General features: G+C 68.8%; 22 protein-coding genes and 1 pseudogene. 15 read left to right on the top strand and 8 right to left on the bottom strand.

Annotation, left to right across the window (positions count from 1 at the left end; all coding sequences use genetic code 11):
* Entirely contained in the window at positions 1-2,610 is a 2,610-nt protein-coding gene (ligD, locus tag J2W68_RS16100; protein ID WP_310237888.1) for a DNA ligase D, read from the top strand.
* Positions 2,611-2,697: 87 nt separating this feature from the next.
* Positions 2,698-3,306, top strand: a complete 609-nt coding sequence (locus J2W68_RS16105) for a hypothetical protein (protein WP_310237891.1) — start codon at positions 2,698-2,700, stop codon at positions 3,304-3,306.
* Positions 3,307-3,312: 6 nt separating this feature from the next.
* On the opposite strand, the gene J2W68_RS16110 is transcribed toward J2W68_RS16105, so the two are convergent.
* On the bottom strand, positions 3,313-4,749 hold the full coding sequence (locus tag J2W68_RS16110; protein WP_430539763.1) for a glycine betaine ABC transporter substrate-binding protein: 1,437 nt from the start codon (positions 4,747-4,749) through the stop codon (positions 3,313-3,315).
* A gap of 35 nt (positions 4,750-4,784) precedes the next feature.
* Complete coding sequence (locus J2W68_RS16115) at positions 4,785-5,522, bottom strand: ATP-binding cassette domain-containing protein (RefSeq protein ID WP_310147474.1); 738 nt, start codon at positions 5,520-5,522, stop codon at positions 4,785-4,787.
* A gap of 107 nt (positions 5,523-5,629) precedes the next feature.
* Here J2W68_RS16115 and J2W68_RS16120 point away from each other — a divergent pair, with 107 nt between their 5' ends.
* The 3 genes from J2W68_RS16120 to J2W68_RS16130 all read left to right on the top strand — a co-directional run bounded on the left by J2W68_RS16120 (position 5,630) and on the right by J2W68_RS16130 (position 9,165).
* Positions 5,630-6,232: a hypothetical protein gene (locus tag J2W68_RS16120; protein ID WP_310147472.1), complete on the top strand. Its 603-nt coding sequence runs from the start codon at positions 5,630-5,632 to the stop codon at positions 6,230-6,232.
* A gap of 49 nt (positions 6,233-6,281) precedes the next feature.
* Entirely contained in the window at positions 6,282-7,976 is a 1,695-nt protein-coding gene (locus J2W68_RS16125) for a M28 family peptidase (protein WP_310237896.1), read from the top strand.
* Positions 7,977-8,124: 148 nt separating this feature from the next.
* Positions 8,125-9,165 carry a patatin-like phospholipase family protein gene (locus J2W68_RS16130; RefSeq protein ID WP_310237898.1) on the top strand — a complete coding sequence of 347 codons (1,041 nt, stop codon included), beginning with the start codon at positions 8,125-8,127 and terminating at the stop codon, positions 9,163-9,165.
* A 484-nt stretch (positions 9,166-9,649) separates the two neighbouring features.
* Here the strand turns inward: J2W68_RS16130 and J2W68_RS16135 are convergent, their stop codons facing one another.
* From J2W68_RS16135 to coaBC, 4 genes and pseudogenes are all read right to left on the bottom strand, one after another.
* Positions 9,650-10,525, bottom strand: coding sequence for a DNA ligase (locus tag J2W68_RS16135; protein ID WP_310237900.1), 876 nt, complete (start codon positions 10,523-10,525; stop codon positions 9,650-9,652).
* 402 nt (positions 10,526-10,927) lie between these two features.
* Entirely contained in the window at positions 10,928-13,264 is a 2,337-nt protein-coding gene (locus tag J2W68_RS16140; RefSeq protein ID WP_310237902.1) for a phosphomannomutase/phosphoglucomutase, read from the bottom strand.
* 12 nt (positions 13,265-13,276) lie between these two features.
* Positions 13,277-13,750 carry a dUTP diphosphatase gene (gene dut / locus J2W68_RS16145; protein WP_310237905.1) on the bottom strand — a complete coding sequence of 158 codons (474 nt, stop codon included), beginning with the start codon at positions 13,748-13,750 and terminating at the stop codon, positions 13,277-13,279.
* Positions 13,747-14,963 (bottom strand): annotated as a pseudogene (coaBC, locus tag J2W68_RS16150) (bifunctional phosphopantothenoylcysteine decarboxylase/phosphopantothenate--cysteine ligase CoaBC). Before coaBC ends, dut begins: the two are co-directional and overlap by 4 nt.
* A gap of 173 nt (positions 14,964-15,136) precedes the next feature.
* Between coaBC and radC the strand changes: the two are divergent.
* From radC to J2W68_RS16175, 5 genes are all read left to right on the top strand, one after another.
* Positions 15,137-15,811, top strand: coding sequence for a RadC family protein (radC, locus tag J2W68_RS16155; protein WP_310237908.1), 675 nt, complete (start codon positions 15,137-15,139; stop codon positions 15,809-15,811).
* Positions 15,812-15,954: 143 nt separating this feature from the next.
* On the top strand, positions 15,955-16,353 hold the full coding sequence (locus tag J2W68_RS16160; RefSeq protein WP_310237912.1) for a YchJ family protein: 399 nt from the start codon (positions 15,955-15,957) through the stop codon (positions 16,351-16,353).
* An 88-nt stretch (positions 16,354-16,441) separates the two neighbouring features.
* Complete coding sequence (locus J2W68_RS16165; RefSeq protein ID WP_430539758.1) at positions 16,442-17,707, top strand: lytic murein transglycosylase; 1,266 nt, start codon at positions 16,442-16,444, stop codon at positions 17,705-17,707.
* A 261-nt stretch (positions 17,708-17,968) separates the two neighbouring features.
* Complete coding sequence (locus J2W68_RS16170) at positions 17,969-18,772, top strand: hypothetical protein (RefSeq protein ID WP_310237915.1); 804 nt, start codon at positions 17,969-17,971, stop codon at positions 18,770-18,772.
* Between the two features lie 64 nt (positions 18,773-18,836).
* Complete coding sequence (locus tag J2W68_RS16175; protein ID WP_310237917.1) at positions 18,837-19,064, top strand: hypothetical protein; 228 nt, start codon at positions 18,837-18,839, stop codon at positions 19,062-19,064.
* Between the two features lie 87 nt (positions 19,065-19,151).
* On the opposite strand, the gene J2W68_RS16180 is transcribed toward J2W68_RS16175, so the two are convergent.
* Complete coding sequence (locus J2W68_RS16180) at positions 19,152-19,589, bottom strand: I78 family peptidase inhibitor (protein ID WP_310237919.1); 438 nt, start codon at positions 19,587-19,589, stop codon at positions 19,152-19,154.
* 102 nt (positions 19,590-19,691) lie between these two features.
* Between J2W68_RS16180 and J2W68_RS16185 the strand changes: the two genes are divergently transcribed.
* The 5 genes from J2W68_RS16185 (at position 19,692) to J2W68_RS16205 (ending at position 24,108) form a co-directional block, all read left to right on the top strand.
* Positions 19,692-21,407 carry a M28 family metallopeptidase gene (locus J2W68_RS16185; RefSeq protein ID WP_310237921.1) on the top strand — a complete coding sequence of 572 codons (1,716 nt, stop codon included), beginning with the start codon at positions 19,692-19,694 and terminating at the stop codon, positions 21,405-21,407.
* A 493-nt stretch (positions 21,408-21,900) separates the two neighbouring features.
* Complete coding sequence (locus tag J2W68_RS16190) at positions 21,901-22,431, top strand: PAAR domain-containing protein (RefSeq protein ID WP_310237925.1); 531 nt, start codon at positions 21,901-21,903, stop codon at positions 22,429-22,431.
* Positions 22,428-23,135, top strand: a complete 708-nt coding sequence (locus J2W68_RS16195) for a peptidoglycan recognition protein family protein (protein ID WP_310237927.1) — start codon at positions 22,428-22,430, stop codon at positions 23,133-23,135. The genes J2W68_RS16190 and J2W68_RS16195 overlap by 4 nt, the downstream gene beginning before the upstream one ends.
* A 1-nt stretch (position 23,136) precedes the next feature.
* Entirely contained in the window at positions 23,137-23,589 is a 453-nt protein-coding gene (locus J2W68_RS16200) for a hypothetical protein (RefSeq protein WP_310237930.1), read from the top strand.
* A 42-nt stretch (positions 23,590-23,631) separates the two neighbouring features.
* Complete coding sequence (locus J2W68_RS16205; protein ID WP_310237933.1) at positions 23,632-24,108, top strand: hypothetical protein; 477 nt, start codon at positions 23,632-23,634, stop codon at positions 24,106-24,108.
* A 68-nt stretch (positions 24,109-24,176) separates the two neighbouring features.
* Here J2W68_RS16205 and tyrS read toward each other — a convergent pair whose 3' ends face one another.
* The gene (tyrS, locus tag J2W68_RS16210) at positions 24,177-25,394 is read right to left on the bottom strand and encodes a tyrosine--tRNA ligase (protein WP_310237936.1); all 1,218 of its coding nucleotides are present in this window, start codon (positions 25,392-25,394) and stop codon (positions 24,177-24,179) included.
* Between the last annotated feature and the right edge of the window lie 151 nt (positions 25,395-25,545).

The following is a 25,545-nucleotide window of genomic DNA, read 5'->3' on the forward strand; positions in this document are numbered from 1 at the left end:
GTGTCGCTGACCGAGTACCGACGCAAGCGGAAGTTCGATGCGACCCGCGAGCCGGAACCCGGCAAGCCCGCGCCGCGTGGACGCCGCGCGATCTTCGTCGTGCAACTGCACCACGCCAGCAGGCGGCATTACGACTTCCGCCTGCAGGTCGGTGATGCGCTCAAGAGCTGGGCGGTGCCCAAGGGCCCGAGCTACGACCCGGACGTGAAGCGCATGGCGGTCGAGGTCGAGGACCATCCGCTCGATTACGCCAGCTTCGAAGGCGAGATTCCGAAAGGCCAGTACGGCGGCGGTCACGTCGCGCAGTTCGATACCGGTGTGTGGGCCGCCGATGGGGACCCCGAAACCGGTCTGGCCAAGGGCCACCTGCGCTTCGAGCTGTTCGGCCGCAAGCTCAAGGGCCGCTGGCATCTGGTGCGCTCCGGCAAGCCGGCGCGCCAGCCGCAGTGGCTGCTGTTCAAGGACCGCGACGACTACGCCGGCAGCCTGGAAGCCGACGACCTGCTCGCCGACGTATCCGCGCCGCCGGCCGAGGACGCCAAGCGCGCCGGCACCGGCAAGGCGCGCAAACGCAAGAAGACCGAAGTCGACCTTCCGACCAAGCCCGCCCGCAACTGGGCAGCCGAAGCGCGCAAGCTGCCCGGCGCACAACGCGGCCCCGCGCCGACCGGCGCGTTCCTGCCACAGCTTGCGAAGCTCGGCGACACCGCGCCCGGCGGCGAGGCCTGGCTGCACGAACTCAAATGGGATGGCTATCGGCTGCTGGCGACGGTGGCGCGCGGCAAGGTGCAGCTGTGGTCGCGCAATGCACTCGAGTGGAGCGGCAAGGTGCCGGAGATCACCGAAGCGGTCTCGCGGCTCGGGCTGAAGTCGGCTGCGCTCGACGGCGAACTGATTGCCGGCCGCGGCAGCCGTGAGGATTTCAACCTGCTGCAGGGCACGCTGTCGGGCGAGCGCCAGGGCGCGCTGGCGCTGGCGCTGTTCGATCTGCTGCACGTGGACGGCGTCGACATCAGCGAGGCGCCGCTGTTCGCGCGCAAGGCGCTGTTGCAGCGCATCCTCGGCGACGCGCCGCCGGCGCATCTGGCTTTCAGCACGCACATCGAAGGCGCTGCGGATACTGCGATCGAGCTCGCATCGGAGTCGGGTTTCGAAGGCATCATTTCCAAGCGCGGCGATCGCGGCTACCGGCCCGGGCGCGGCGACGACTGGCGCAAGACCAAGGAACTGGCCAGCGACGAATACGCGGTCGTCGGCTACACACCGCCCAAGGGCAGCCGCAGCGGCTTCGGTGCGCTGCTGCTCGCCCGCCCCGATGCCGAGCATGGCTGGCGCTATGCCGGGCGCGTGGGGTCGGGTTTCAGCGATGCACTGCTCGATGAACTCACATCGCACATCGGCCGTGCCGGCCGCAGCGACCCCAGCGTGTACGTGCCGCCCAACGACACCGATCTGCGCGCCGCGAAATGGTTCGCGCCGCGCTTCGTCGTCGAGGTGTTCTCGCGTGGCACCGGCGGACATGGGCTGCTGCGTCAGCCGTCATTGAAGGCGGTGCGGCCCGACAAGACGGTGGACGATCTGCACGACAGCGATCGCGATGGAGCGAACGACATGGTCACGCGAAGCAAACCCTCCGCAAGCGCCGCGGCGCCGAAGAAGGCGGCAAAACGGTCTACGCAGGCGGTCTCCAAAGCCGCCGCGAAAACACCTGCGAAGAAGCGTGCGAAGCGCGATCCCGACAGCGAACGCGTATCGCCCATCTTGTCGAGCCCGGACAAGGTGCTGTTCCCCGGCGACGCGCTGACCAAGCGCGATGTCGCCGACTACTACGCCGCCGCGATGCCATGGCTACTGCCCGAAATCGCCGGGCGACCGCTGTCGGTGATCCGCTGCCCGGGCGGCATCGACGGCCCCTGCTTCTTCCAGAAACACCACACCGCCGGCATGTTGCTGGTCGAAACCGTTCGACTGAAAGACGAAGCGGGCGCCAGCGACTATCTGGTCGCCAACGATGCGCCGGCGGTCATGGAGCTGGTGCAGTTCAACGCACTGGAATTCCATCCCTGGGGCGCGCATGCCGAGGCGCCCGACACGGCCGACTGCATCGTGTTCGATCTCGATCCGGGCGAAGGCGTCAGCTGGCAGGAGATCGTCGCCGCCGCGCGCCAGGTGCGTGGTCTGCTGCGGCAACTGGGTTTGGAGTCGTTCGTGCGCACCACCGGCGGCAAGGGCCTGCATGTCGTGGTGCCGTTGAATCCGGGCACCGGCTGGGACGTGGTCAAGCCGTTCGCGCACGCCTTCGCGCAGGGCATGACCGAACTCGATCCGCTCAAGTACGTGGCGACTGCGACCAAGAAATTCCGCAAGCAGAAGATCTTCGTCGACTATCTGCGCAACGGCCGCGGCGCGACCGCGGTCGCGTCGTTCTCGCTGCGCGCGCGCGCCGGCGCACCGGTGTCGATGCCGCTGCGCTGGGAGGATCTGGGCAAGGTGAAGTCCGGCGACGCCTGGACGCTGCGCAATGCGCCGGCCCGGCTCAAGCGCCTCAAGGCGCATCCCTGGGGCGATTTCGCAGCGCTGCGGCAATCGCTCGACGGCATCGTCGACTGAAGGCGCGGTTGCAGGCAGGTAGCATGGCGCGCTTCGCTCGCTGATCGCCCGTGGTGTATGCCACGGACGCTCGCCTCCGGATCCACCATGCGCACCGACCACAACCCCTACACGCCCCCGGCCACCGAAGTGCGCGACACGCTGCCGGATGACGCGCGCGCGGCGCCGTTCTACGTGGTCGCATCGGCCAAGTTCATCGTGCTGTACATCGCGACGCTGGGTTTCTATCAGCTGTTCTGGTTCTACACCCACTGGTCGCGCTGGCGCACGGGGCGCGGCGAGACGATCTGGCCGGTGCCGCGCGCGCTGTTCGCCCTGTTCTATACGCACGCACTGGCGCGCCGCATCGAACGCACGCTGGGCGAACGCAAGGTCGCACGGCGCTGGTGGCCGATGACGCTGGCCACCGTGTTCGTCGTGATGGAGTTGCTCAACTACGGCAGCGCAATCGCGTGGCCATGGCTGGTGTTCCACCTGTCGAATGCATGGCTGTGGCTGGAGTGGCTCGGGGTGATCGTGATTCCGGTCAACTGCGTGTGCCTGCTGCGCATACAGCTGGCGGCGAACGCCGCGTGCGGCGATCCCGATGGGCGCAGCAATCGCCGCTTCACGATTTACAACCTGGCCTGGATCCTGGTGGGTGTCAGCGCGACTGCCTGGACGATCTGGTACGGCTTGCGTACCGGTACGCTCTGATCGGGCTCAATGACGCGCCGCGAGCCGCAAGCCTCGGGGCGTGAGCGCGCGCTCGGCGATCTCGAACACGCCCTGCACCGCTAGCGCGAGCAGCGCCGCCGGCACCGCGCCTTCGAGGATCAGGCCGATGTCGTCGAGACGGATGCCGGTCAGGATCGGCTGGCCGTAACCGCCAGCGCCGATCAGCGCGCCGAGCGTCGCAGTGCCGACATTGATCACCGCCGCGGTCTTGATGCCGGCCAGAATCGTGCGCAGCGCCAGCGGCAGTTCGACGCGCAGCAGGCGCGTGCCGGCCGGCAAGCCGATCGCCGCGGCGGTCTCGCGCAACTCGCGCGGAATGCCGGTGAGGCCCGCATGCGTATTGCGCACGATCGGCAACAGGCTGTAGAGGAACAGCGCGGCGATCGCCGGGCCGGCGCCGATGCCGAACAGCGGAATCATGAAGACGAACACCGCCAGCGACGGCAGGGTCTGCAGCACGCCGGTCAGCGCGAGCACGCCCTGGCCGAGCCGCGGCCGGCGCGCGGCGAGGATGCCCAGCGGCAGCGCGACCAGCAGCGCTGCGCCGAGCGAGATGCCGACCAGCGCGAGATGTTCGCGTGTGCGTTGCCAGATGCGTGCGGCGCGGCCGTCGCTGTCGGGCGCTTCCAGCCCCAGCCAGTCGGCGGCCACTGCGGATTCCGTTTCGCGGTACAGCTTCACGCGTGCGTTGAGCCGCTGCATGGTTGCCGCGTCGATACGGCCTTCCAGGCCATGCAAGGCGTCGCGCAGCGCCGTCGCGCGCTGCGCCAGATCGCGGCGGTAGAGATAGACCGCCGCGTAGGACGGGAAGTACGCGCGGTCGTCGCGCAGCACGACGAGGTCGTGATACGGGATCTCGGCATCGGTGCCATAGAGATCGGTCGCGTCGATCGCACCATTTGCGAGTGCGCGGTATGCCAGGTCATGGTCGAGACCGTCTGGCGACTGCGGCAGCGCATACGCGTTCCGCAGCCCGGGCCAGCCGTCGGCGCGCGACATGAATTCATTGCTCAGGCCGAGCCGCAGCGTCGGATGCGCGCGCAGGTCCGACAGCGTGCGGATACCGAGTTCCGACGCATGCGCGCGGCGCATGCCCAGCGCGTAGCTGTTGTCGAAGCCGAGCGGCGCGGTCATCGCCAGGCCGTCGCGCGCGAGCGCCGCCTGCATCGCCGCGATGTCGGCGCCCGGCATCTGCAGCAGTTCGTCGGCCAGCGTGCCGGTGTACTCGGCGTAGGCGTCGATACTGCCGTCCTGCAGCGCGCGCCATAGGATGCGGGTGCCGCCGAGCTGGCGCTGGTGGCGCACGTCGGCGCCGGCCTCGCGCCCGGCCTGCGTCGCGATCTCGCCGAGCAGCACGCCTTCCGTGAAGTTCTTCGAGCCGACGACGACCGGCGCGGCGACAGCACTGCCGCAGACGAGCATCAGCAGCCACGCGACGGCGCTGCGCACGCCCAGACTCATGCAGCGTCCTCGACGCTGCGCTGGGCGGTCATGAAGGCGCGCACGAACGGCTCGGCCGGCGCATCGAGCAGGGTCCGCGGCGCACCCTGCTGGACGATGCGCCCGTCGCGCAGCAACACGATGGTGTCGGCGAACCACGCGGCCTCGGCGACATCGTGGGTCACCAGCACGACGGTCTTGCCGAGGCGTTCGAACAGCGCGCGCATCTCGGCCTGCAGGTCGAAGCGGACGATCGGGTCCAGCGCGCCCAGCGGTTCGTCGAGCAACAGCACGTCCGGGTCGAGCATCAGCGCGCGGATCAAGCCCACACGCTGGCGCTGGCCACCTGACAGCTCGGCCGGATACCGTCGCAACGCATCGGCCGGCAGACGACAGAGCGCTGCCAGTTCCGCCGCACGCGCTTCGATGCGTGCCGATGACCAGCCCAGCGTGCGCGGCAGCAGACCGACATTGCCAATCGCATCGAGATGCGGAAACAGCCCGCCTTCCTGGATCACGTAGCCGATGCGCCGACGGTGTGCGAGCAGCGCATCGCGGCGGAGCCGCTCGCCTTCGAACCGCACCTCGCCGGCATCCGGCCACTCGAGGCCGATCAGCAACCGCAGCAGCGTCGACTTGCCGGCCCCGCTCGGCCCGATCAACGCCGTCGTCTCGCCCGGCGCGATGCGCAGATCGATGCCGTCGAGACCGACGGTCGCGCCGTAGCGGCGATGTACCTGGTGGAGGTCGAACATTCGGCGACATTAGCGCAGCCGGCGACGGCGACATGTCGCGATCGGACGACTGTCGGCCGCGTTCGACAGGAACTAGGATGCGGACTTCATATTGCAAGGACGCAACAATGCAGGACAGCCGCCCCGACCCCAATCTCTACGCGCCGCCCGCCAGCGAGATCCGCGAAGTGCGGGCAGACGCCCTGCAGGCGCGCATCTTCTACGTCGTGTCCGTTCCGAAGTTCTGCGTGCTTTATGTCGCCACGTTCGGCATCTACGGTCTGTACTGGTTCTACATGCACTGGCAGCGCTACCGCCGCGGCCACGGCCAGCACGAGTCGATCTGGCCAGTGCCGCGCGCATTCTTCTCGATCTTCTTCGCCCACGCCTTGGTCGCGCGTATCGAAGCCGTGCTCGGACCGGGGCGCACCGACGTGCGATGGTCGCCAGGCCTGCTCGCCACGACCTACGTGGTGTTCGAAATCGCCAGCAACATTCTCAGCCGCCTCGACGGCCGGGGGATCGGCTCGCCAACGACGGGCATCCTCGCGATCGCGGCCATCGCGCCGATCACCCTGGCACTGCTGCAGATCCAGGCGGCCGCCAATCACGCCTGCGGCGATCCCGACGGCAGCAGCAATCGTCGTTTCACCTGGGCCAACGTGTGCTGGATCGCGCTGGGTCTTCTCGTCTGGGCATTGGTGGTGATCGGGATCTTCATGCCGGCATGAGGTCTTGAGAACTGCGTGCTACCGTCGCCCTCCCGCACCGGAGCCACCCATGTCCCGTCCCGTTCTGACCATCGCTTGCGCGTTGTTGCTGGTCGCCTGCAGCGGTCGCGACAGTGATGCTGCGGTACAGGCGCAGACCGCGCCGGGGGCGCCGATGCCGCCCGCGGCCGAGGTCGTCAACGGGACGCCGGCCGGACAACGGATCGAAACCGACGTGCGCGTGCTGGCCGACGATGCGATGGCCGGGCGCGAAACCGGCACGCCGGGCTTCGATCTCGCCGCCGAACACGTCGCGCGCCGCTTCGCCGAGAGCGGACTGCAGCCGGCCGGCGACGACGATGGCTGGTTCCAGCGCGTGCCGCTGGTGCGCGCGGTGGCCGATCCGGCCGCGGCGACGCTGTCGGTCTCGCGCAACGGGCGCACGATCGCGCTGCGGCCCAGCGACCAGTTCCTGCCGCTGCCGGATTTCAACGCAGCCGAAGCCGAGATCACCGCGCCGGCTGTGTTCGTCGGCCAAGCGATCCACGCGCCGGAACTCGGACACGATGACTTTGCAGGTGTCGAATTGCAGGGGCGCATCGCGATCGTGTTCGGCGGCGCGCCGCGCGGCTTCGAGGCCAATCCGCAGGCCCATTACGCCAGCCTGCGCACCAAGATCGAAGCCGTGGTCGCGCGGGGCGCGGTCGGTCTGGTGCTGGTCAACACCGTCGACGACGAAGCCGGCATGCCGTGGACGCGCAGCGTCGCGCAGGCGGGACGGCCGTCCATGCGCCTGCGCGACGCCGACAACCGACCGATCGATGCGCCCGCGCAGCTGCGCGTGAGCGCACGCGTCGCCGCGACCGCGGCCGACCTCGTCTTTGCAGATGGCCCGCAGACGGCTGCGCAGCTCTTCGACGCCGCGCGCGCCGGCACGCTCAAAGCCTTCGCGCTGCCGGGCACGTTGACGCTGCGCACGCGCACCCGCATCGACACGCTCGAATCGCGCAATGTGCTCGGCGTGCTGCCGGGCAGCGCCGCGCCGCGCGACAGCGAGTCGATCGTGCATACCGCGCATCTCGATCACATCGGCACTGGTGCGCCGGTGGACGGCGATGCGATCTACAACGGGGCGCTGGACAATGCGCTGGGCGTGGCGATCCTGATCGAGGCCGCGCGCACGATGGCCGAAGGCGATCCCGCACCGGCGCGCAGCACGCTGTTTGCGGCCCTCACCGCCGAGGAACAGGGTCTGCTCGGCGCCGAATGGCTGGCGCGGCATCCGCCGGCCGCGGCCGGCCGGTTCGTCGCCAACCTCAACATCGACATGCCGATCCTGACCGCGCCGACGCGCGATATCGTCGCGATCGGCAGTGAGCATTCGACGCTCGCGGCGGCGATCACGCAGGCAGCGGGCGAAGTCGGCGTCGAGGTGTCGCCGGATCCGTTCCCGGAAGAAGTCGCGTTCGTGCGCAGCGACCAGTACGCCTTCGTGCGCGCCGGCATTCCTGCGCTGTATCTCGATGCCGGCGTCGCGCCCGCCAACGACAACCAAGACCCGAAGATCGCGGCGACCTGGTTCCTGCGCAACTGTTACCACCAGCCCTGCGACCAGGTGGATCTGCCGATCCAGTACGGGGATGCCGCGCGCATGGCGCAGGTGGTGGTCGCGCTGACGCGCATCGTCGGCGACGCCGAGGCGCCGCCGCGCTGGAATGACGGCGACTTCTTCGGCTCCCGTTTCGGCGGTCGTTCCACTCGCTGAGTCTGCGCGGCCCGCGGTTCCTGTCTGGCTGATCTGTGGAGGATCGGCAGCACCGGGAGATCAGCTGTGACGTAAACCCGGATGCTTCAGCCGCCGACAGGCGAGGCGCGGGTATCCTCGGCGCCAGTCCAGAACCGGCGTCTATCGCATGCGTCTCCGCACTCCATTCCGCCATGCGCGTACCGCGCTGCTCGTCGCCGGCCTGCTCGTGCTCGCTGCCTGCGGCCGTGACGACGTGCGTCCGAACCCGCCGGTCGCCGTGCAGCCGACGCCGGCCACGCCGGTCGCACCGCGTCCGCAGCCGGTACGTATCGGGCTCGCCCTCGGCGGCGGTGCTGCCAAGGGCTTCGCCCACATCGGCGTGATCAAGATGCTCGAGGCCAACGGCATCCAGGCCGATGTCGTCGCCGGCACCAGCGCCGGCAGCGTGGTCGGTGCGCTCTATGCCAGCGGCATGGATCCCTTCCAGATGCAGGAGCGCGCGGTCGCGCTCGACGAATCCAGCATCCGCGACGTGCGTCTGTTCTCGGGCGGCCTGGTGCAGGGCGTCGCGCTGCAGAACTACGTCAACCAGGAAGTCGGCAACCGCACGCTGGACCGCATGCGCATTCCGTTCGCGGCCGTCGCCACACGCCTGGAAACCGGCGATCGCATCGTGTTCGTGCGTGGCAATACCGGTCAGGCGGTGCGCGCCTCGAGCAGCGTGCCGGGGGTGTTCGAACCGGTGAAGATTGGCGACCGGCACTACGTCGATGGTGGCGTCGTGAGTCCGGTACCGGTGGATGCGGCCAAGCAGCTCGGCGCGGACCTCGTGATCGCGGTCGACATTTCCAGCAAGGCCAGCGGCACGATGCCCGGCAGCATGCTCGGCATCGTCAACCAGTCGATCGCGATCATGGGCCAGAACCTCGGCCGCCAGGAGCTGGCGCGCGCGGATGTCGTGATCCGGCCCCAGGTCAACGACATCGGCCCGGCGAGTTTCGAGCAGCGCAATGCGGCGATCCTGCAGGGCGAACGCGCCGCGCTCGCGGCGATGCCGCAGATCCGCGCGAAGATCGCTGAACTGGAACGCGCCCGCGTCGCCGCGCGCACGCCGGTCAAGCCGGTGGAACCCGAGCCGGTTGACATCGACTGCGGCGACAGCTGGGTGCGGCGTCTCAATCCGTTCGCGAAGGAACGGGCTTGCTGAGTGACTAGAGGTCGGTAGCTGGTGGCTCTGTCCTTCGCGTTTGCGCACGCGTCTTTTCGCGCGACGAAGTGCAACCGATTGCGCCTTTAGAGCCCCTCTCCCTCTGGGAGAGGGGTTGGGATGAGGGCTGACGCTCGCGGCTTACCTCGCTGCCGCAGTGTTGCCGGCGTTCTGCCGAAGTGTGTCCGGGGAAGGATGTCGGAGTTCGGATGCCTCCCGATCGAACTTGTCCGTCGCGGTGCGCACAGCGACTTCCTGATCGCGTTGCAGTAACCCAGCAATACCGGAAGCAGACATTTCCGCGAGGGGCCGGCCCTCACCCCACCATTTGCGCTGCAAATGGTCCTCCCCGCGCTCCGCGCCCCCTGCCCTCGCGAGCCGCGAGGGCGTTCGCCGTCACGCGAGCCAGTGGCTCGCAGCCGTGACGCCTCACCCCACGAGGGAGAGGGGCCTAGGCGTCATCCGCTATGCGGATGACGTTTTCTCAAGGGGGCATCTCGTCGCGAATGCGTAGGAAGCGGGCGAAGCGCGGCAAGCCGGTCGAGGTCAGGCCGTTGTAGCGATACGTGACCCAGCTGCCGGGCGGCGGCGGATCGGCGCGTTGCGCGTCGGTGAAGCCGGTGCCGATACGGAACTGGCGGCCGTCGTGATGCTCGACGACCAGCGCGCCGAGCATGCCGGTGTACTTGCCCTTGCCGGGCGCATGCGCGACGACTCGCGCCTCGGCATCGTCATGCGGTTTGAGCTTGAGCAGGGAGTTGCTGCGGCCGACGCCATAGCGCGCTTTGGCGTGATGCAGCATCAGGCCTTCGGCGCCGGCCGCGACGACCTGGGCCAGGCGCGCATCGAGTGCCGCGCGCGACGCGACGCGCGTCTGTTCGATCATGCGCAGCTGCGGATGCGCGGCACGGTCCACGAGCGTGCGCATCGCGGCGACGCGCTCGGCGAACGTGCCGGGATGCGCGGGCAGGTCGAACACCATGAAGCGCACCGCATCCCACGCTGCAGGATCGGGCCGGGTACTGCGCGCAATGCCGCTGACGACATCGAAGCGGTTGCGCGCGATCCACAGTTCGCCGTCCATCGGGGTGGATGGCCAGCCCTGCACGAAGTCGGGCGGCGTCGTGATGCGATGGCCGCCGCGCGTCCACAGCGCGCGGCCGTCCCAGCGCGCACGCACGCCGTCGAGTTTCTCGCTGACGAAGTACGCCGGCACGTCGATCGGCGTGGTGCCGAGATCGCGGGCGAGCATCAGGGCGGGCGGCGCGGGGGTGGCGGCCTGCAACGGGACGGAGACCACGCACAGCAGCAGGAGCAGCAGGGCGGTGATCGGGCTGCGGGGTGTGTTGTGGATCGGCATCGGCGGGCTCCGGTGAGGGAGGGCGGCCAGAGTGCAATGCAGAAGGAATTAGCAGGATTGCGGAAGCGCGCGATGGACCGTCGGCGGGGCGGCCAATGGAATGTCGGAAGCTTGGACGGGGACGCAGGACAGGGTTGGCCGATTCGCAACGACCTGACACACCCACCGTGGCAGAGAGCCTGCCCCGGACCTGATCCGGGGTCGATGCGCGTAGCGCGTCGGGTGTGCGTGTGGCTCTAGGCAATGCGCTTGAGCGACAGACGTCGTTGCCCGCACGTGCTTGAAAGCAGTCGTCCGCGAGGGGCCTGCCCTCACCCCACCTCGGCCGCCGCCGATGGTCCCCCCTCTCCCGTTAAAGGTAGAGGGGCCAAGGTGTCTTCCGCCGTCGGCGGAAGACGGCTTTTAGAAGGGCAACGCCAGTTCCGGATCGATCGCCAGCAATTGCGCCCGGAAGGTTTGCTGGATGCGCACCAGCGCGTCACGGCTGTCGGCGTCGAAGCGCAGCACCAGCACCGGCGTGGTGTTCGATGCGCGCACCAGACCCCAGCCGTCCGACCAGTCGGCGCGCACGCCGTCGATCGTGGACAGGCGCGCACCGTCGAATGCGGACTCGGCCTGCACGCGGGCGACGAAGCTGTGCGGATCGTCGTTGGGCGCGGGCACCTTGATCTCGGGCGTCGAGATGCCGTTGGGCAGCGCCTTGAGCACCGCAGACGGATCGTCGTCGAGCGCGAGGATCTCGAGCAGGCGCGCGGCGGCGTAGATGCCGTCGTCGAAGCCGTACCAGCGCTCGGCGAAGAAGAAGTGGCCGCTCATCTCGCCGGCCAGTTCGGCGCCGGTTTCGCGCATTTTGGCCTTGATCAGCGAATGCCCGGTCTTCCACATCAGCGGGCTGCCGCCATGGCGCAGCACGTGGCCCGGCAGGCGACCGGTGCACTTCACGTCGAACACGATCATCGCGCCCGGGTTGCGCTCCAGCACGTCGGCCGCGAACAACATCAGCAGGCGGTCGGCGAAGATGTTCTCGCCGTCCTTCGTGACCACGCCAAGCCTGTCGCCGTCGCCGTCGAAGGCAATACCCAGGTCCGCGTCGAAGCGCTGCACCGTGCGCACCAGATCTTCGAGATTCTGCGGCTCGCTCGGGTCGGGATGGTGGTTGGGGAACGTGCCGTCGATGTCGCAATACAGCGGCACGACCTCGGCGCCGATCGCTTCCAGCACGCGCGGACCGAGTTCGCCGGCGACGCCATTGCCGGCATCGATGACGATCTTCAGCGGCCGTGCGATCTGGATGTCGTCGGCAATGCGCCGCACGTAGTCGTCGCTGATGTCGCGCTCCGACACCGCGCCCGGTTGTGGCGCGGTGTGCAGGCGGTCGTCGGCGACGCGCGTGTGCAGATCGGTGATCGCATCACCCGACAGCGTCTCGCCGCCGACGACGATCTTGAAGCCGTTGTAGTCGGGCGGGTTGTGGCTGCCGGTCACCGAGATGCAGCAGCCGGTGCGCAGGTGATACGCACCGAAGTAGATCAGCGGCGTCGGCGCCATGCCGATGTCGATGACGTTGCGGCCGGCCTTGCGCAGACCGGCGATGAGCCCGGCGACGAGATCCGGACCCGACAGACGGCCATCACGACCGACGACGATGTCGGTCAGATCCTGCTCGCGCATCAACGAACCGACCGCCTGGCCGACCAGCTCGGCGACGCCGGCATCGAGCGTCGTACCGACCACGCCGCGGATGTCGTAGGCGCGGAAGATCGACGGGTCCAGCACCACCGAAGACGGCGTCGCCTTCTTCTTCGGCGACTCGCTGCGCACCGGCACCGGCGGCGGCCCGAGACCGTCCTCGCCTTCGACGCCTTCGGGCGGCGCGCGCAGGGATTCGGCGAACGTCGGCGTTGTGTCCTCGGCCTTCGCGGCCGATGCGGCGCCGCGCGGCAGACGCAGCGCCACGACCGCCAGCAGCAGGAACAGACCCGCGCCGGCGAGCAGCGGAATCGGCCCGAGGCCAAGCAGCGGTGCATCGACGCGCGGTACCGCGGCGGCGATGCGCAGCGGCGTGCCCGGCACCGGCTGGGCCATCCGCGCCGCCACATTGGACAGGCCTTCGTCACCGCGCGACAGCAGGGTGTGGTTGCCCTGGCGCAGCGCGAGGTAGGTCGCGCCATCGAGCGGCGCGGCCTCGAGGCCGGCAGTCGCCAGTGCCAGCGGCAATTGCGCCAGGGCGATACCGACCAGGCGCTCGCCGGCGCGCGCCGGGGCGGTGATCAGCACCCGCGGCGTACCGTCGACCTGCGCCACGGTGAGGACCGCGCGGTCCTCGACCCGGGCTGCTTCAAGGGCCGCCAGACGACCGAAGCCGCCAGCGTCCAGGCCCGCGTAGTCGGCCCGCAGGTCGGCAGGCACGATGTCTGCGGCTTCGAGCCGCGGCCAGTCGGCCGCGAGCGCGGTTGCGGCGGTCTCCAGATCTCCTGCGATGAGTGCGCGCTGCACGGCCGTGTCGGCCAGGCGCGCGTCGATGCGCTTCAGTTCCGCGCCCAGCGACTGCTGCGCCGCTGCGACCGCGGCATCACGTCCCTGTTCGGCGGCGGCAGTGCGCTGTTCACCGCGCAGCTGTTGCCAGCCGCTCCAGGCGAACCAGAGCGCCAGCACCCCCAACAGCACGGCCAGCAATGGCGCGGCCTGGCGCAGTTGCGCCAGCATCGCACCTGCCTGTCGCGGTTCCTTCTCGCTCATCTGCTTTCCCCGTCAGCACACGCCGGAATGGCCGAACCCCCCGGCCCCGCGCGTGGTCTCGACGAAAGTATCCACCACATTCAGTGTCGCCCGCACGACGGGCAGCAGGACCAGCTGCGCAATCCGGTCGCCCGGCTCGATCGTGAAGGCGTCCTTGCCCCTGTGCCAGACGCTGATCATCAGCGGGCCCTGGTAGTCGGCATCGATCAGACCGGTGCCGTTGCCGAGCACGATGCCGTGCTTGTGGCCCAGGCCCGAGCGCGGCAGGACCATCGCGCACAGGCCGGGATCGCCGATATGGATCGACAGCCCCGACGGCACCAGCGACACGTCGCCCGGTAGCAGGGTCAGCGGCTCGTCGAGCGCGGCGCGCAGGTCGAGACCGGCGCTGCCGTCGGTGGCATAGGCCGGCAGCGGCCACTGCTGGCCGAAGCGCGCGTCGAGGATCCGGATATCGAGGACGTGGTGGGCGGCGGTCGTGCTCATCGGGATTCCTGTGAGAGGCGGGCCGCGACCAGCGCGACCAGACGGTCGGCGATCTCGGCCTTGGAGGCGGGGCCGAGCTGCACATGGCCCGCAGCGTCGTGCACCAGCAGCGTGTTGTCGTCGCTTTCGAAACCGCTGCCCTTGAGCCCGACGCGATTGGCGGCGACCAGATCGACGCGCTTGGCGGCGAGCTTGCCGCGTGCATTGGCATCGACATCATCGGTCTCGGCCGCGAATCCCACGACCAGTTGCGGGCGCGGGTTGGCGACGGCGACGTCGGCAAGGATGTCGCGGGTGCGCACCAGATGCAGATCCAGACCGTCTTCGCCGGGGCGTTTCTTGATCTTCGACGGCGCGATCTGCGCTGGGGTGAAGTCCGCGACCGCGGCGGCGCCGATGTAGATATCTGCCGGCAGCGCATCGAACACGGCGGCATGCATCTGCGCCGCCGAGCGCACGTCGACGCGCCGCACGCCTGCGGGCGTCGGCAGATGCACGGGACCGGCGACCAGCACCACGTCGGCGCCGGCGCGCTGCGCGGCTGCAGCGATCGCGAAGCCCATCTTGCCGCTGCTGCGGTTACCGAGAAACCGCACCGGGTCGAGATCCTCGAAGGTCGGACCGGCGGTGACCAGCACGCGGCGCCCGGTCAGCGAAGCGCTCATACCGGCAGCGCGGCGACGATCGCCTGCGGCTCGGCGAGACGACCGGGGCCGGATTCGCCCTCGGCCAGCGGCCCGTCGTCGGGCCCGATCACCTGCACGCCGCGCTCGCGCAACAGCGCCATGTTCGCCTGCGTGGCCGGATGCAGCCACATGCGGTGGTTCATCGCCGGGCACACGGTCAGCGGCGCCGTCGTCGCCAGGCACAGCGTGGTCACGAGGTTGTCGGCAAACCCATTCGCGAGCTTGGCCAGGGTGTTGGCCGTCGCGGGTGCCACGACCACGCGGGTCGCCCAGCGCGCGAGTTCGATGTGGCCCATCGCCGCTTCCGCGCCCGGGTCCCACAACGTGGTGCGCACGGCATTGTGCGAGACGGCCTGGAAGGTCGTCGCGGACACGAAGTGCTGCGCGCTCTCGGTCATCGCCACGCGGACTTCCGCGCCTGCGTCGCGCAGCCGACGGACCAGGTCCGCGGCCTTGTAGGCGGCGATGCCGCCGCAGACGCACAGCAGGATGCGCTGCTCGTGCAGCGGGGTCGATACGGCGCCCATCGTCGGCGAAGTCCTACCGGAAAACCGGCCGACAGCTTACCCGAAGCCATGCACGCGGCCGCTGCCTGTGCGGCGCTGCGCGCGCTGCAATGGAGCCCTCGCCGGTGCGGACGCGGCGCGCATCCTTCCCCTGGGACGCGACGCGGCCCACCGGCGTTCTGTCTGGAGCGCGCATGCACATCCACGAATGGCCGGCTGGCGAACGGCCGCGCGAGAAACTGCTGGGCCAGGGCGCGGCAGCGTTGTCGGATGCGGAACTGCTGGCGATCTTCCTCGGCTCGGGCCTGCGCGGGCAGGACGCAGTGTCGACCGCGCGGCAACTGCTGGCCGCGCACGGCCCACTGCGCACGCTGATCGAACGCGGCGCGGCCGGACTCGCCGCGTTGCCCGGCCTCGGTCCCGCACGCGCCTGCGCGCTGACGGCCGCGCTCGAACTCGGCAACCGCGTGCTCGCGGCCGATCTCGCGCGTGGCGAGGCGATGGCCGATCCGACTGCCGCCGGCCGCTACTTCTCGCAGCGTCTGCGCGGATTTGCCCACGAGGTGTTCGCGGTGCTGTTCCTCGACACCCGCCATCGCGCGCTCGCGTTCGAGGAACTGTTCCGCGGCACGATCGACGGCGCCGAGGTGCATCCGCGCGAAGTCGTGCGCCGCGCGCTGGCGCTCAACGCGGCCGCGGTGATCGTGGGCCACAACCATCCCAGCGGCAGCCGCGAGCCGAGTGCCGCTGATCGCGCGGTCACCGCGCAGCTCAAGCAGGCGCTGTCGCTGGTGGATGTGCGGCTGCTCGATCATTTCGTCGTCGGTGATGGCGCCGCGGTGTCGCTGGCGGCGCGTGGCTGGGTGTGAGCGATGCCTGCAGGCATCGACCGGCACGCGCGGACAGTCCGTGCCGGATGCCGCGGTGCCGCGGCGCGTCCGCATGTGATGCGCGCGGCATTGCACACCGCGCAGAACTTGGCGACGTTCGGTCGTCGCCGCACACTGGCGCGATGCCGACACCACACCTCGACGCCAGCGCGCCCTGCCCCTGCGGCCGCGCTTGTGCGTACACCGACTGCTGCAAGCCACTGCACGACGGCGACGCCGCGCCCGACGCCGAGGCGCTGATGCGCTCGCGCTACGTCGCCTATGTGCGCCGCGACGCGGACTATCTGCGCGCGAGCTGGCACGCCTCTACGCGTCCGGACGATCTCGGCTTCGACGATCCGCAGCCGGTCTGGCTGGGCCTGGACGTCAAGGCGCATGACGTCATCGATGCCGAGCGCGCCGAAGTCGCGTTCGTGGCGAAGTACCGCATCGGCGGCGGCAGTGTGGTGCGGATGCGCGAGCGCAGCCGCTTCGTGCGCGAGGCCGGTCGCTGGTTCTACGTGGACGGTGACATCGGCTGAGCGCCCGGTGAAACCGGGCGAGGCCTGGGGATGCGTCCGCCCTGCCGGCTCGTGCACAGTGGTCGCCCCGCACGCGCAGGTCGCCCGCATGTCCCGTCTCCCGATGCATCGTTTTTCGACACCGGCGCGCCTCGCGTTGTCGGGCCTGCTGCTGTGCGCAGGCGGTGCCGCCGCGCAGGCGCCCGCGTCCCCCGCGCCGACCACCGCACCCGCCTACGACGCTGCCGCGTTCGCCCGCTGCATCGCCGGCATCCGCGGCGACGCGGCCAAGGCGGGAATTCCATCCGCGGCGTTCGACGCGCTCGCCGATGTCACGCCGGACATGACCGTGCTGCCGCTGCTCGACTCGCAGCCCGAATTCACCACGCCGTTGTGGGATTATCTCGCCGGTCTCGTCGACGACGAACGCGTCGCCGATGGGCGCGCGCGTCTGGTCGAACACCGCGCGCTGCTCGATCGCGTGGCCGCGCAGTACGGCGTCGATGCCGAAACCGTGGTCGCGATCTGGGGCGTGGAGAGCGATTACGGCCGCGTCTCCGGCAAACGCCCTTTGCGCGTGTCGCTGGCGACGCTGGCCTGCCACGGCCGTCGCCAGCCGTTCTTCCGCAGCGAGTTCGTCGCATTGCTCAAGCTGATGCATGACGGCGACCTGCAGAACCGCGACACGACCGGTTCGTGGGCTGGCGCGTTCGGGCATACGCAGTTCATGCCGAGCACGTACGCGCGCATCGCGGTCGATTTCGACGGCGACGGGCGTCGCGATCTGGTCGACAGCATTCCCGACGCCCTGGCGTCGACGGCCAACTACCTCAAGCGTTCGCGCGGCGGTTGGAAGACGGGCCAGCCCTGGGGCTACGAGATCAGGCTGCCGGCGGGATTCAACGCCGCGCAGGCCGGCCGCACCAACCGCCGGACTGTCGCCGATTGGACAGCGCGCGGCATCACACGCGTCGACGGCGGCACGTTGCCGGCCGGCAACACGCAGGCGGCGATCCTCGTGCCGACCGGCGTCAAGGGTCCGGCCTTCATCGTCTTCAGCAACTACGACGCGATCTTTTCCTACAACGCTGCCGAGAGCTACGCGCTGGCGATCGCGACGCTTGCCGACCGGCTGCACGGTGGCCGCGGCCTGCAGACGCCGTGGCCGACCGACGATCCGGGCCTGTCGCGCGCGCAGCGCCGCGAACTGCAGACGTTGCTGCTCGCGCGCGGCCATGCGATCGGCGAGGTCGACGGCATGATCGGCACCGCCACGCGTCGCGCGATCCAGGCCGAGCAACGGCGCATCGGTTTGGCGCCCGACGACGGCCGCGCCGGCGTGCGCATTCTCGATGCGTTGAAGGCGAACCGCTGACGGACATCGCGAACGCGGGCGTCGCCAGCCCGATGCCCGCGACGGACGGAATGGAGGGCGTGGACGCGGCCGGCCCGAGCGAAACGCGCAAGGCGCCATCGCGACCGCATGCGGGCCAGCGGTTGGCGCGATGCCGCCCGCAGGGCGCGAACCGTGACCGGCTCCGTGTTTTCGCCGCCAAACCTCGGGTTCCCACCAGATGCCAGAGCGGCCGTGGATGCCTAGAGTCGGGGTGACTCGAACCGATCGACGGAGCACCCCATGAGCGATGGAAGCGACGGCGCAGGCGGCGTCGGCAATAGCGGCGGCAACAGCGCAGGTGCCGCATCCTCGGCCAGTGATGCGCTTGGTGCAGCGGCGGACGCCCTCGGCGGCGCCGTCGATACCGCGGTCGATGCGCTGGGCGCAGCGATCAGCAACGCGCTCGGCACCGCGACCGATGCGCTCGGACTCGACAACGCGCTCGACGGCCTGGCCAACGCGCTGGGCATTGATGCCCGGGATCTGCAGGGCATCGTCGGCGCGGCGGTCGTGGGCATGCTCACCGGCGGCCTGCCGGGCGCGGTCATGGGGGTGGTCAACGGTCTGGTCGGTGGCAGCGTGACCGAAGCGGCGCGCGGCGCCATCGCCGACAACCTGCCGGCCGGCATGCAGCCGCTGGCCAACCTGGCGCTGGACCAGTTCGCCGGCCGCATTCCAGGCGCGAGCGTGTCGGTGCAGGACGCGCTCGCCGGTCTCGCCAGCGGCGCACTGACCAACGGCCGTGCGCCGGACATCGGCGATATCGGCGCGATCGCCCGCTCGCTGACCGACGTGCAGTCGGCTGCGCGTGGGGTATTCGATGGCGTCACCAGTGGGAATTTCTCGACCGCCGCCGATGCGGCCTCGACCCTTGACCGCGCGCTCGGCGGCCAGCTGGCGCAGGCACGGGATATCGCCGGCGGTATCGCCGACACCTTGTCGAGCGGCCGCACCGCCTACGCCAATGGCGGGCACGGCGACTTCGGCAACGCCGTCGAGCAGCTTGCCGTGGATGTCACCCGCCTGGTGGCCAGCCGCCGCTGACCGGGGTTTGCGGCGGCTGGCGTGATCTGCGATCGTCGAATCTCCCACACAGCGGAGACGACACATGCGCAGTGCGCTCATTGCCGGAGCGGCACTATTGCTCGCAGGCTGCGGTTCCTACGAGTACCGCGACAACACCGCCGCGGTCGATGCCAACCCGCTGTGCATGAGCCGCCCGGACCGACCGGGCGAACCTGTGTCGCGCGATTGCGAACGCGAGGCCAGCGGCCGCTGGAGCAGCGAGCGCGACGGCCAGCCGGTGGACTTCAAGCGCACCCGCGACGATCGCTGATCGCGGTCCTCCAAGGGTGCACAGGCCCGCAACGCAGAACGCCCGGCACGAAGCCGGGCGTTCTGGTGTCGGACCTGACGGAATGGATCAGCCGCAGCGGAAGCCGGTGATCTTGCCGCTCTCGTCGAGATCGATATTCAGACGGTCGGGACGGAAATCCATCGTCGCCATGTCGGTCGGGCCCAACGCGCGGTGCGACTTGGCGCCGGAATCCTGCACGGCCTTGGCGTAGACCGTCTCACTGCCCTGGGTGCCGATCAGACTCTGCACCGCTTCGGTATCGCAGGGCGTCTCGCCCGGTACATCGGCCGGCGGTGCCGCGGCCTCGGGCGCGTTGCCGATCTCGGCCTGCGCGGTCTCGGTTTCGATCGCGCTGCCGGCGCCGGTGTCGGCATCGGCGCCGGTTGCGGCGGGCTGTTCTTCTTCGAAGCCTTCTTCAGGCGCGGGCGTACAGGCCGACAGGGCCAGCAGCGGGACGAGGGCGGCGGCCAGCAGGCACGGCGCAACGCGGAGGCGACGGATCATCGAATGCTCCTGGAGGGGGGAACCGGTCGCCACTGTAGCCAATCGGCGGCGGCCCGGGCCACTTGCGGCATCATGGCCGGCAACCCGTTCACGGATTCGCCGATGTCCCGACCGCGCTGCCTGACCGCCATCGCCTGCACGCTGCTGCTCGCCGCCTGCACACCGTCGACGCCTGTTGTGCCTGATGGCGCGGCTTCCGCCACCGCGCCCGCGACGGCCGCCATTCCCGGAGGTGGCATCCAGGCCGACAACCTCGCCCGACATCTTTCAGTGCTGGCGTCCGACGAGTTCGAAGGTCGCGCGCCGACCACCGAAGGCGAGCGCCTGACGGTCGACTACATCAGCGCGCAATTTGCGCAAGCGGGCCTCGAGCCCGGCGGTGACGACGGCGGCTGGACACAGGCGGTCACGCTGGAACGCAGCGTCATCGAGGGCCCGGTGACCGCGCAACTGCATGTGGGCGGGGCGACGCGGGCGCTGGCCAACGGCGACGATATCGCGGTGGAAACCCTGCGTCCGGGTACGGGCGTCGATCTGTCGGACACGCCGCTGGTGTTCGCCGGCTATGGCATCACCGCACCCGAACTCGACTGGGACGATTACGCCGGGCTCGATGTCGCCGGCAAGGTCGTCGTCGTGCTGATCAACGACCCGGATTTCGAAGCCGCCGAGCCCGGCCGCTTCGGCGGACGCGCGCTGACCTGGTATGGCCGCTGGACCTACAAGTACGAGGAAGCGGCGAAGCGCGGCGCCGCCGGCGTGCTGATCGTGCACGAGACCGAGCCGGCCTCGTATCCCTGGGCGACGGTGCGCAACGGCCGTGCCGGACCGCAATACGACATCGTCCGCGCGGACGCCGACACGCACCACCTGCCGATGCGCGGCTGGATCCAGCGCAGCGTCGCCGAGCAGCTGTTCCAGGACGCCGGACTCGATTTCGATGCCGAGAAACGTCGCGCGCAGCAGGCCGGCTTTCGCGGCGGCGCGCTCGGCGATGCCACGCTCGATCTCGCGTTCAAGGTCAAGCGCGACCGCGTGACCAGCCACAACGTGGTCGGCGTGCTGCCGGGCGCATCGCAACCCGACGAGACGGTGATCCTGTCCGGCCACTGGGACAGCTTCGGCGTCGGCGAGCCCGACGACAACGGCGACGCGATCATCAACGGCGCGGTCGACAACGCCACCGCGATCGCCTCGATGATCGAACTCGCGCGCGTCTTCGCTGCCGGCCCGCGTCCGGCGCGAACGCTGCAGTTCATCGCGCTGACGGCGGAGGAAAACGGCCTGCTCGGCGCGACCTACTACGCGGCCAATCCGCTGCGTCCGCTGGAGACGACGGCCGCGGTGCTCAACATGGAAATGTGGAGTCCGGACGGCGAAACGCATGACATCTCGTCCTGGGGCAAGGGCCGCGTGTCGCTGGAACGCGATCTCGCCACGGCCGCCGCGGTCGAGGGCCGCGGCTGGTCGCCGGATCCGAATCTCGAAGCCGGCCTGTTCTACCGCGCCGACCATTTCGCCTTTGCGCAGGCCGGCGTGCCGGCGATCACGATCGGCCCCGGCATGGACCAGCTCGACGGCGGCATCGTCGGCGGCAAGGCCGCACGCGCCGATTATTTCGCCAACCGCTACCACCAACCGGGCGACGCCTTCGACGACAGCTGGGACATGGCCGGCCCGACCGCCGACACCCGCACCGTCTACCGACTCGCCGAAGCGCTGGCCAATGGCAAGGGTTGGCCAGCGTGGGACGCCGACAGCGAGTTCAGCGCGCGACGGGTGACGAGTGATGCGGCGCGGGCAGAGCCGGCGCGTTGAGGCTTGAAGCCCTCCCCGCATACGCGGGGGAGGGTTGGGTGGGACGATCTGTCTACGTGGAGCCGTGGAGCCGTGGTGCGCGGCGCAGGGTAGCGACTGGCTGTGCTCGTCGCTGGCCGATCGCGAGGGCCGGCTGACCGGGCATTACGCCGGCGCGCAATGCGTCGCCGACGAAAAGGTGCGGCGCGCGCGCGTTTCGACTTCGCCCGCTACGCCGCGACCCACGCCTGTGGCGGCACCCACGAAGATTTCGCCCTGCTCGCCCTCGCGGACCCATGCGACGTGCCGGGGTGGGGCTGTGGCGTGAAAGCCCGTTCGTACCGCCTGTTCCGGAAGCGGCGCGTGGGCCGGAGTCATGACGCCCAAAGTCCAACCAAACGATATGCGATCCCGCTAATTCATCAAAGCCTGACACGGAACTGGGTTGTTTTGCGATGGTGGCACGCGCACAGCGGCGCTAGCATCGAAGCGCTTTACCCAAAGGAGATGGGAGATGGCGCGGACCTGGATCGTGCAAGGCGACGCCACCAGCAGCGGCGGCACCGTGGTAGGCGGCTCGCCATTTACGGATATCGACGGATTCCCAGTCGCAAGGATTGGAGACCAGGCGACCTGCCCCACCCACAAGGGCGCGTTTCCGATCGCCGATGGAGACCCGACCACCATCATCGACGGCCAGCCTGTTGCCTTGCACGGCAGTACGCTGGCGTGCGGCTGCAAAGTGCTCGCGGTACGTCAGTCACATGTATTTCTGGATGCAGGGGCCATCGCAGCAACATTCTCGATTCCCGCTGCGGCAACCCCGCTGGCGGCAGGCGTGTCTGCCGCGCCCATGGCATTCGACGAGGCTTTCATCCTCAAATCGGAGTTGACCGGCAAGCCGTTGGCGAATCGGCGCTACCGGATTTTCCATGAGGACGGTCGCTGTGAGGAAGGAACCACCGACCCGCAGGGCACGACCCGGTTGGCTATCTCCGAATGTTGCGAGAGGTTGAGAATCGAACTGGAGGAGGAAGGGCCATGAACGCCAAGTTGAGAAAGTTCACTGAAGTCGGCAGTTCATCGACCTCCGACAGCAGCAACACCCGACGTGCCGAGCTCTCGGTCGCGGTCTATGTGGGAGAGAACGGCTACGTGCAGAACGCTGGTTTCGTACATCAACCAATCGCTGCGTTGGAGAAGCGCGCGATGACCGGACCCGTCGCGATCATCCTCCACCGCACAGATGGTGCCAGCGTGCAAAGCGCGCTCAACTCGGCGAACTCGGGTATCGGCACGCATTTCTATGTCGATAAGGACGGCACCGTCTATCAGACTGCGAGCCTGCACAAGCACACATCGCACGTCGGCCGCATCCGTTCCCGCTGCTACGAGGCGAGCAACTGCCCGGCGGACGAAATGGAAGAGATCCGCGGCTTCGGATGGGCCCCGAAGCGGCTCCACGATCATGAGAAGGGCAAGCCCTACCCAACGCGCTATCCCATGAACGAAGACAGCGTCGGGATCGAAACCGTGTCGCGCTGTGTCAAGAACTGCGGCCCGAACGACAAGGGAACACCTGAGTGGGAAACGCCGACTGCCGAGCAGGCCGAATCGATCGCGAACATCATCTCGATTCTGCAGGATGCCTACTCGCTGACCGACACGGACATCTACGAGCACGACCTCATCTCATACAAAACCGCTGGCGAAGGCGCCGGCCTCTGGAATGCGTCGGGAGACGAATAAGATGGCCACCCACAACCACCGACGCGCACGCGCTTTCAGGACAGGCGCCCTTCTTTCAGCGATGTTCTCCATTACTGCTTGCGCCGGGAAGCACGCCGATGAGGCAGCGGATGGCAACCTCCGAATCCTGAGTATCTCGTCGCCCGACTACCATGGCGCGCCCGGTGATCCGCTAGAAGACGCGTGCCAGGCGTGGACGCTCTCGCCCCAACAGGTCGATCGTTTCTTCCGGTCCAGCCAGACGTATTCCGAAGTGCCGTATGGCGAGTTTTACCAAGTCGCCTGCGGTGTCAGCGGTCGTTTGTCTGCCGAGGGGCGCGTGTGGACGTTCCAGATCAACGGCGGCGGGACGGCGATCTGGCGTAACGGCGAAACGATGCGGCATTTTGGTTGCGCATCCGAAACCTGCGAACCGCTTTTGCTGCTGCCTCCCGATGGCATGGCGCCCGACTGAAGGGCGCGGGATGTCCGATTTCGATGCTCGCAGAAGACCAACGTGCTGCCGGAACAGCTGGCGCAGCCAGCGACGTTCGACGGGAATGGATTGGCGGAACTTCGCTTGTGTGCCGCACTGCTTCCTGCCGGCCTTGCAGTCAGCGCCACGCCATTACCCCCGGCACCATCGCTCCGGGTGATGGAGCTCTCGGCTGCGATGGTTGATTCGACGTCGTCCGCACGTGGCGATGTTCTCGAGCCCTGCCACGACTGGTCCCTGACGCCGCGTCAGGCCGAGGAATCCTTCCGGCAAAGCGAACCCGACGGATTTGCTGAATACATCCATCGTTTCGACACGGCAGCCTGCAAGATCACCGGCAGGCTCCGTCGGGAAGACGGGACGTGGCAGTTCACGATCAATGCTGCGGGGAACAGTATGTGGCGCCAGGGCACCGAAGTCCGCTACTTCGGTTGCTGGACGACGCAATGTGCGCGCGTTCTTAGCTCGCGGGACTTCATTGCGCCGGATTCCATCTGATCATGGTGTTGCATGCGCCGGAACGAATCAAGCGCTCTGGGGCGGGCGTTCCGTCGCGGTGTTCGGCCTCAGCCGGCGACCAGCCGCACCCGTGCAAAGTTGCGCTTGCCGACCTGCAGCACGCCCTCGAAGCCGGGCTTGAATTCCAGCCCCGCGTCGTCGACCACGGCGCCGTCGACCTTGACCGCGCGCTCTTTCAGCTTGCGGCCGGCTTCGGAGTTGCTCGGGGTGATGCCGGCCGCCGTCAGCAGCGCGCCGATGCGCAAGCCCTCGGCCGGCACGGTCACGTCCTGCAGCGGCAGCAGCGACACATCGCCTTCGCCGGAGATCGCGACCTGCCAGCCACGGATCGCGAGCTCGGCCGCGTCGGCGTCGTGGAAGCGCGTGGCGAGTTCGCGCGCTAGGCGCAGCTTCACATCGCGCGGGTTCAGCGTGCCGGCTTCGACCTCGGCCTTCAGTGCCTTCGCCTCGTCGATGCCGATGTCGAAGCTCAGCAGTTCGATCCAGTCCCACATCAGCGCATCGCCGATCTTCATGGTCTTGTTGACCATGTCGATCGCCGGCTCGGTCACGCCGATGTAGTTGCCGAGCGACTTGCCCATCTTGTTGACACCGTCGAGCCCGACCAGCAGCGGCATGGTCAGCACGATCTGCGGCGCCTGGCCGTGGCTTTCCTGCAGGCCGCGGCCCATCAGCAGGTTGAACTTCTGGTCGGTGCCGCCGCATTCGACGTCGGCCTGCAGCGCCACGGAGTCGTAGCCCTGGACCAGCGGGTAGAGGAACTCGTGGATCGCGATCGGCTGCTGGCCGGCGTAGCGCTTGGCGAAATCGTCGCGCTCGAGCATCCGCGCGACGGTGTGCGAGGACGCGAGCCGAATCATGTCGGCGGCGCCCATCGTGCCGAACCACTCGGAGTTGAAGCGCACTTCCGTCTTCGCCTCGTCCAGCACCTTGAACACCTGCGCCTTGTACGTCTCGGCGTTGGCCAGCACGTCCTCGCGAGACAGCGACTTGCGGGTCGCGCTCTTGCCGGACGGGTCGCCGATCATCCCGGTGAAGTCGCCGATCAGGAAGATCACCTGATGGCCGAGGTCCTGGAACTGGCGCAGCTTGTTGAGCAGCACCGTGTGGCCCAGGTGCAGGTCCGGCGCGGTCGGGTCGAAGCCGGCCTTGATCCGCAGCGGACGTCCGAGCTTCAGACGCGCTTCGAGGTCGTCACGCTTGAGAATCTCGTCCGTGCCGCGTGCGATCAGGTCGAGGGGAGCGGTGGCGGGCTGCAGGGACATCGGCGCAGGGATCTCGTAGATGGCTGGAAAGTGAATACGGACACGCCAAGTTAAGGCTTCGTTATCCGGTGAACGAGGGAAAAATTCGAGTCCGGTCAGGCATTTGACGCATGGACCTCACGTCTCTATGTTACCCCGCTGACACGCCGTT

Source organism: Luteimonas terrae (assembly GCF_031457535.1).
In the GTDB taxonomy this organism is placed as follows: Bacteria; Pseudomonadota; Gammaproteobacteria; order Xanthomonadales; family Xanthomonadaceae; genus Luteimonas; species Luteimonas terrae_A.

Coding starts and splice junctions, on each gene's coding strand:
- dut (WP_310237905.1), bottom strand. CDS start 13,750: ATGAGCACGACCGCCGCCCACCACGTCCTCGATATCCGGATCCTCGAC.
- J2W68_RS16135 (WP_310237900.1), bottom strand. CDS start 10,525: ATGCCGATCCACAACACACCCCGCAGCCCGATCACCGCCCTGCTGCTC.
- J2W68_RS16105 (WP_310237891.1), top strand. CDS start 2,698: ATGCGCACCGACCACAACCCCTACACGCCCCCGGCCACCGAAGTGCGC.
- J2W68_RS16200 (WP_310237930.1), top strand. CDS start 23,137: ATGGCCACCCACAACCACCGACGCGCACGCGCTTTCAGGACAGGCGCC.
- J2W68_RS16140 (WP_310237902.1), bottom strand. CDS start 13,264: ATGAGCGAGAAGGAACCGCGACAGGCAGGTGCGATGCTGGCGCAACTG.
- J2W68_RS16130 (WP_310237898.1), top strand. CDS start 8,125: ATGCGTCTCCGCACTCCATTCCGCCATGCGCGTACCGCGCTGCTCGTC.
- J2W68_RS16120 (WP_310147472.1), top strand. CDS start 5,630: ATGCAGGACAGCCGCCCCGACCCCAATCTCTACGCGCCGCCCGCCAGC.
- J2W68_RS16115 (WP_310147474.1), bottom strand. CDS start 5,522: ATGTTCGACCTCCACCAGGTACATCGCCGCTACGGCGCGACCGTCGGT.
- J2W68_RS16165 (WP_430539758.1), top strand. CDS start 16,442: ATGTCCCGTCTCCCGATGCATCGTTTTTCGACACCGGCGCGCCTCGCG.
- J2W68_RS16185 (WP_310237921.1), top strand. CDS start 19,692: ATGTCCCGACCGCGCTGCCTGACCGCCATCGCCTGCACGCTGCTGCTC.
- J2W68_RS16170 (WP_310237915.1), top strand. CDS start 17,969: ATGAGCGATGGAAGCGACGGCGCAGGCGGCGTCGGCAATAGCGGCGGC.
- J2W68_RS16125 (WP_310237896.1), top strand. CDS start 6,282: ATGTCCCGTCCCGTTCTGACCATCGCTTGCGCGTTGTTGCTGGTCGCC.
- J2W68_RS16160 (WP_310237912.1), top strand. CDS start 15,955: ATGCCGACACCACACCTCGACGCCAGCGCGCCCTGCCCCTGCGGCCGC.
- J2W68_RS16175 (WP_310237917.1), top strand. CDS start 18,837: ATGCGCAGTGCGCTCATTGCCGGAGCGGCACTATTGCTCGCAGGCTGC.
- J2W68_RS16190 (WP_310237925.1), top strand. CDS start 21,901: ATGGCGCGGACCTGGATCGTGCAAGGCGACGCCACCAGCAGCGGCGGC.
- J2W68_RS16110 (WP_430539763.1), bottom strand. CDS start 4,749: ATGCTCGTCTGCGGCAGTGCTGTCGCCGCGCCGGTCGTCGTCGGCTCG.
- tyrS (WP_310237936.1), bottom strand. CDS start 25,394: ATGTCCCTGCAGCCCGCCACCGCTCCCCTCGACCTGATCGCACGCGGC.
- J2W68_RS16180 (WP_310237919.1), bottom strand. CDS start 19,589: ATGATCCGTCGCCTCCGCGTTGCGCCGTGCCTGCTGGCCGCCGCCCTC.
- J2W68_RS16195 (WP_310237927.1), top strand. CDS start 22,428: ATGAACGCCAAGTTGAGAAAGTTCACTGAAGTCGGCAGTTCATCGACC.
- radC (WP_310237908.1), top strand. CDS start 15,137: ATGCACATCCACGAATGGCCGGCTGGCGAACGGCCGCGCGAGAAACTG.